Here is a 5,926-nt window from a genome sequence, read left to right as displayed (position 1 = left end):
GGGCCTACCACCGGATCCAAGGGCTACCCATTGTTTCTCCCCACTTCGCCCGCGCCCCTGGGGGCGCGGGCGAAGTGGGGAGGGATCAGGGGAAACGAACTTTTTCCCGGTGGTAGCTCCCAAAACTTCGCAACCACCGGCTATCCGAACGGCAGCCTTCCAGGATGCTCAATCCAAATACCTGCCCCAACCAAAAACGGGAAGTTGTTTTTTAAGGCTCCCTTAGCCCGACTTCTTCAGTTCCCAGCCAGATGTTTTTCAGCCAGAAAATATTTTTGTTGAAGCCAGAGGGCGACGTTGACCAGTGCAATCAACGCCGGTACCTCGACGAGTGGTCCAATCACTGCGGCGAAGGCCGCCCCTGAATTAAGGCCAAACACGGCCACGGCCACGGCAATTGCCAGTTCAAAGTTGTTGCTGGCGGCAGTAAACGAGAGTGTTGCTGTTTTGGCATATCCGGTTTTGACGCGATAGCCCATAAAGAAGCTGACAAAGAACATCACAACAAAGTAGATCAGCAATGGGATGGCCACTCGCACGACATCCAGCGGGAGTTGCACAATCAAATTTCCCTTGAGGCTAAACATCACCAGAATGGTAAAGAGCAAGGCGATCAGGGTAATTGGGCTGATAATCGGCACAAAGGTTGAGTGATACCACGCTTTTCCTTTGGCTTTGACCAGGACCAGGCGGGTCATCATCCCGGCCAGAAACGGGATCCCAAGGTAAATAAAGACACTTTCCGCAATCTGGCTGATGCTGATATTGACCACCACGCTTTTGAGACCAAAGAACGGTGGCAGAATCGTTAGAAAAACCCAGGCATAGACACTGTAAAACAACACCTGAAAAATGCTGTTAAAGGCCACCAGTCCAGCGGCGCATTCAGTATCACCACAGGCCAGCTCGTTCCAGACAATGACCATGGCAATACACCGCGCCAGTCCAATGAGAATCAGGCCGGTCATATATTCCGGGTAATCCCGCAAGAAGACGATTGCCAGTCCAAACATCAGCAACGGGCCAATGATCCAGTTTTGGACCAGCGACAGCGTGAGCATTTTCCAGTCTCGGAAGACATCGCCTAACTCCTCATACCGAACTTTCGCCAGTGGCGGATACATCATCAAGATCAGCCCCAGCGCAATCGGAATATTGGTGGTTCCTACCTGAAAGCGATTGATGACCTGTTCCACGCCTGGCACAAAATACCCAAGCAGAACCCCGATGGCCATGGCCAGAAAAATCCAGAGCGTTAAAAACCGGTCGAGAAATGAGAGTTGGCGGGTAATTGATTGAGACATAAGAATACCTGGGCTAAGGGCTTGGGGCTGAAGACGTCGGGATGAGAAATTGGTTTTATTTCATCCCTCATCCCTTCTTTTGCTCCGAGCTTGCGAGTCTTTCAGCCCCGAGCCCTCAGCCCTATATCTTCAGACAGAGCACACCCCGGCTTTTTTCTTGCTGCCGAGCGTCACGGTTTCGGGCACACAGCAGGTTGGGCTTTCGGCAAGTTGATCTTGCAACACCACAAAGACTTCCCATTCGTTGCCATCCGGGTCTTTAACCCAGGTTTTATCCTGGATGGCGTAGCAGCAGTTGGTCTGCATTTCGTCGCGGACTTCCAACCCGGAATCAATCCAGTTCTGACGCAGGGCAAGCACATCTTCGGTGGATGAAACCTGGATACCCATATGCGACAGCGCGCCGCGTTCGCCAAACGGGACCTGATTGAGCGTGAAATTGAGCGGCGGATTGGCGACATCAAACTTGGCGTATCCGGTGCGAACTTTCAGGGGTTCAATCCCAAACATTTTTTTGTAAAATTCGATGCTCTGTGTCACGTCGGTGACATTGATGGCAAGGTGGGCTTTTAACGCGGTCGGACGTGGAGTTTCCATAATGAGTTGAATTCCTTTCTGTTGTACTTCATATTCGTTTAAGCGAATGCGACAATACGCTCGACGTTCATATATGTCAAGACATATTTGATATGCTCAGGCATATATGTTGAATTTTTTTTGCGGAGGTGTCCGAATGGGACAAAAAGTGTGTAAACCGGAATTGCTGTTTCAGGCTCTGGCTGACCGTACCCGGTTGCGATTGTTGAATTTAATGGGAGACGACGAAGTCTGTGTCTGTTTTTTAGTGGCGATTTTGGGCACCAATCAGCCGAAAATCTCGCGCCATCTGGCTTATTTGCGCAAAGCTGGCGTGGTTGAAGTCCGTCGGGATGGCAAATGGGCGCACTATCGAATCGTCAAACCCGAAGATCCGATTGCCGCCAGCGTCCTGGATGATGTAAGAAGATGGATCGCCCAGGAGCCAGAAATGCAAAAAGACCGGTTTTCACTCGTCAACCTGTGCTGTGCACCACAATTACCGATTCAATTGCGCGGCGCCCCGCGCCCGGCAAATGTGGCAACCCAGGCAGGATGATAAGGTGACAGGGTGACAAGGTGACAGGGTGACAAAATGACAAGGTGACAGGGTGGCAGACTCACAACAAACTCATTCTTCATTCCCCCTACTCCCAAGAAAGGGCTTTCAATGCCAGTCCGTACAACTTTTTCAACCAGACAAGCGGGAATTCGGAAAACAGTCGCCGGGCTGCTCCTGGCGCTGGGAATCATCCTCACGCTGAGTGAAAAGGGGCTGGCCCAAATCCAGTCCCAGCCAAAACCTGACCAGTCTGGAACCATTGAAGTCGGCTTTGACCGCCACTGGTTGACCGATGGACAGGAAGATTGGGCCGGCGCCTACCTGCGGGCGTTTTGGGCAAGCGATTCAAAAAACACCTGGATGGGTGAGATGTCGCACCAGAGCCAGTTTGGTGACCAGGGAACATATTTTGCCGTTGGCAACACCCACGCCTTCAATGACCGCTGGTACTCAAATGTTTCGGTCGGCACCAGTGCTGGAGGATTTTTCTGGCCGCGTGTTCGGGTTGATGCCTTTATCAATCGCAAATGGGGCGAAAAGAAAAAACTCGTAACCACGATTGGAACGGGCTACTTTGACGCCAAAAGTGTCTATCACGACAACAGCTTTTTTGCCGGAGCGACCTACTACGCCAGTCCCTCCTGGATTGTCGAAGGCGGTGTCCGGGTCAATGTCAGCAATCCGGGCCGGATTGTGGCCCAATCGCAGTTTCTGGCTGTGACTCAAGGGCAAAACAAGCATCATTACGTGACGGCTCGCTACAGTTTTGGCCGTGAAGCCTATCAATTGCTCGCCCCCAGTGCCCCGATTGTTGATTTTTCAAGCCAGGTCATGTCGGTCACCTGGCGGCAGTGGACGAGTAAAAATTGGGGATTCAAAGTCCATGTCGAACACTATGACAACCCTTCCTATCGTCGCACCGGGTTGGAAATGGGAGTTTTTAAGGATTTTTAAGTAGATTAGGGAGTAACCCTCAAGCCCTGAACCCTGAACCCTAAAATGAAAATTATCCTGTGTGCTGTCGAAGCTTCTCTGGCTGAAGCATGGCGTCGGTTTTGTGGTGACCTTGACGTGGTCACAATTCATCAGGGCTCAATCTTTGACCTTTCGTGTGATGCAGTGGTCAGCCCGGCCAACAGTTTTGGATTTATGAACGGCGGCATTGATCTGTTCTATAGTCAGTACTTTGGCTGGCACGTTCAAGAGCGGCTGCAGATGATGATCAAAACCCGTCATTATGGTGAATTGCTCGTCGGGCAGGCTGAAATCATCGAAACCGACCACGCCCAGATTCCCTTTTTGATTGCCGCGCCGACCATGCGCGTGCCGATGATTTTGCGGGATTCGATCAATCCGTTTCTGGCGGCGCGAGCGGTGTTGCTGCTCATCAAACATGGAATTTTTTCAACTGGACGGTTTGCCGGCCAACGGGTTGGCGATCACATCAAAACAGTTGCTTTTCCGGGCCTTGGGACGGGAGTCGGGCAGGTTGGCGCCAACACCTGCGCCCATCAGGTGCGAGCCGCGATTGAACAGGTCGTGCTTGGAAATGTTGAATTCCCGGTAAGTTGGACCGTTGCCCAACAGCAACACCAGTTGCTGTACACTGACCGGGTTCGCAATTTGCAAAAAGAATAACACCAATGAGGGTTCATGGTACGGGGTTCAGAATTCAGGAAAATACAAATTTTTCAAGAATTTAGCTTCGCCGCAGGTATTCCAAGATGGTTTGTTTGACTACTGACTACTGACTACTGACTATTATTTCAGGTGTTGAAATGCAACCACTTCACATTTGCTTTGAAAATGCTTTGACTTCGCTTGACGGGTTGTCAGTGGGTGATGCCTTTGGACAATGTTTTTTTGTGAACTCCCAGTTGTTGGAACAATTGATTACCGAACGGGCGCTGCCGTCACCGCCGTGGTTTTTTACCGACGACACGGTGATGACGCTTTCGATTGTGTCGAATCTCAGGCAATTTGGAGCGATCAACCAGGATGTTCTGGCCCGGAGTTTTGCCGAACGGTATGACTACGAACGGGCTTACGGTCCATCTATGCACCGTGCGCTGGGGCGCATCCGTGACGGCGAAGACTGGCGCGATGTCGCCAGCAGCCTGTTTGCCGGGCAAGGGTCATTTGGAAATGGCGCCGCGATGCGTGTGGCACCGCTTGGGGCCTTCTTGGCTGATGATTTTCCACTTTTTGAACAGGCGCGGCTTTCCGCCGAAGTCACCCACGCCCATCCGGAAGCAATTGCCGGAGCGATTGCCGTGGCCGTGGCGGCTGGTGCGGCGGTTCGGGCCCGGAAGCACGCTGTGAAACCAGCGGTAGACGAATTTTTCGCCGAAATTCTTTCTTGCACGCCTTCGAGCGAAGTCAAAAGCAAACTTGCCCGGGCGCAAACCATGTCCAGTTCAACGGATATCGCGCACGTTGCAGCCATGCTGGGCAACGGCACCGGGGTTTCGGCCCAGGATACAGTTCCATTCGCAGTCTGGTGCGCGGCACAGTGGCTGGATGATTTTGAAACGGCGATGTGGAAAACAGTCAGTGCCCTGGGTGACCGTGATACGACCTGTGCGATTGTAGGCGGGATTGTTGCGGCCTTTACAGGTCGGGAAGGAATTCCCGCTGGCTGGCTTTCTGATCGTGAGCCACTTCCGGATTGGTTTTTGACAGAAATGGCCCTCACTTCTGCGAAACCTGAGCTGTCAAACCGAACGTAAGGTGAGCCGCACTTCACACGGCTTTCAGCCGCTCACGAGTTCTGTTCCTCCCGTAACTTCAAGTTACAACGTGATGCTGGAAGACGTGTGAACCGCCTTGCGGAGTGCGGCGGCCTGACGTTGCGTTTACTCGCGTTGTTTCCCTGGAACTTTTCCTCTGGAAAGTTACTGAATTCCAGGCCAGGGAGGTAAATTTTGAAGGAATTCCTTTCCATAACCACTGATCCAAACAAATGGACCTTCATATTTGATAAATCTCATCTGGGGTGTCAACGCAATTCCAAAGAGACCACCGAGCAAGACGATAATCCCACCAATCATTGAAAATGCGGACGCCTGGAAAATCCCGGCAAAAAACCAAATCAACCCACCAAAAAAGGCCGCAACAGAACAGAAATTGATCACAATGGGGATAAGCCGATGTCGCCAGCAGGAGACCAAATCAAGTTCAAATTCGACATATTGAACCACCGAAACTGGTGAGACCAATGAAGCAAGAGCAAACAAAATGTTGCTATTTGGATAGAAAGTTAACTTGACATAGCGTCGAAAAACCCCTGTTGTCTGATTACATTTATAACACCGGTCAGGTGGAAAAGTACCCCGATGTAACACAAGAACTGGTTGCGAGTTTTAAGCCTTACAAAACTCCCGTAAGTTGATGAGGGTAAAGGCCAGAAGTTTGAAGCCTAAATGACGTTGGGCATAGCGCTCAAAGCGAAGAAGAACACGCCTGAATTTGTCTTCCCAGGCAA

Annotated in this window: 6 protein-coding genes; 4 read left to right on the top strand and 2 right to left on the bottom strand. The window is 51.4% G+C overall.

Annotated features, from left to right (window positions below; genetic code table 11):
- Positions 1 to 236: 236 nt before the first annotated feature.
- The gene (arsB, locus tag HY774_22965) at positions 237 to 1,304 is read right to left on the bottom strand and encodes an ACR3 family arsenite efflux transporter (GenBank protein ID MBI4751350.1); all 1,068 of its coding nucleotides are present in this window, start codon (positions 1,302 to 1,304) and stop codon (positions 237 to 239) included.
- A 129-nt stretch (positions 1,305 to 1,433) separates the two neighbouring features.
- On the bottom strand, positions 1,434 to 1,901 hold the full coding sequence (locus HY774_22960) for a VOC family protein (GenBank protein MBI4751349.1): 468 nt from the start codon (positions 1,899 to 1,901) through the stop codon (positions 1,434 to 1,436).
- Positions 1,902 to 2,037: 136 nt separating this feature from the next.
- Between HY774_22960 and HY774_22955 the strand changes: the two genes are divergently transcribed.
- From HY774_22955 to HY774_22940, 4 genes are all read left to right on the top strand, one after another.
- Positions 2,038 to 2,439: a metalloregulator ArsR/SmtB family transcription factor gene (locus HY774_22955; protein ID MBI4751348.1), complete on the top strand. Its 402-nt coding sequence runs from the start codon at positions 2,038 to 2,040 to the stop codon at positions 2,437 to 2,439.
- Between the two features lie 111 nt (positions 2,440 to 2,550).
- Entirely contained in the window at positions 2,551 to 3,396 is an 846-nt protein-coding gene (yaiO, locus tag HY774_22950) for a YaiO family outer membrane beta-barrel protein (protein MBI4751347.1), read from the top strand.
- A 45-nt stretch (positions 3,397 to 3,441) separates the two neighbouring features.
- Positions 3,442 to 4,080 (top strand): macro domain-containing protein, encoded by a 639-nt coding sequence (locus HY774_22945; GenBank protein MBI4751346.1) that lies wholly within the window; start codon positions 3,442 to 3,444, stop codon positions 4,078 to 4,080.
- 140 nt (positions 4,081 to 4,220) lie between these two features.
- On the top strand, positions 4,221 to 5,171 hold the full coding sequence (locus HY774_22940) for an ADP-ribosylglycohydrolase family protein (protein MBI4751345.1): 951 nt from the start codon (positions 4,221 to 4,223) through the stop codon (positions 5,169 to 5,171).
- Positions 5,172 to 5,926 lie beyond the last annotated feature (755 nt).

The sequence above is a fragment of the Acidobacteriota bacterium genome, assembly GCA_016208495.1.
Lineage (GTDB): Bacteria > Acidobacteriota > Blastocatellia > Chloracidobacteriales > Chloracidobacteriaceae > JACQXX01.
This window is presented reverse-complemented; position numbering and strand designations above follow the sequence as displayed.

What these genes read in the sequence shown, in the direction of transcription:
- arsB (MBI4751350.1), bottom strand. Translation starts at nt 1,304, where the DNA reads ATGTCTCAATCAATTACCCGCCAACTCTCATTTCTCGACCGGTTTTTA.
- HY774_22960 (MBI4751349.1), bottom strand. Translation starts at nt 1,901, where the DNA reads ATGGAAACTCCACGTCCGACCGCGTTAAAAGCCCACCTTGCCATCAAT.
- HY774_22955 (MBI4751348.1), top strand. Translation starts at nt 2,038, where the DNA reads ATGGGACAAAAAGTGTGTAAACCGGAATTGCTGTTTCAGGCTCTGGCT.
- yaiO (MBI4751347.1), top strand. Translation starts at nt 2,551, where the DNA reads ATGCCAGTCCGTACAACTTTTTCAACCAGACAAGCGGGAATTCGGAAA.
- HY774_22945 (MBI4751346.1), top strand. Translation starts at nt 3,442, where the DNA reads ATGAAAATTATCCTGTGTGCTGTCGAAGCTTCTCTGGCTGAAGCATGG.
- HY774_22940 (MBI4751345.1), top strand. Translation starts at nt 4,221, where the DNA reads ATGCAACCACTTCACATTTGCTTTGAAAATGCTTTGACTTCGCTTGAC.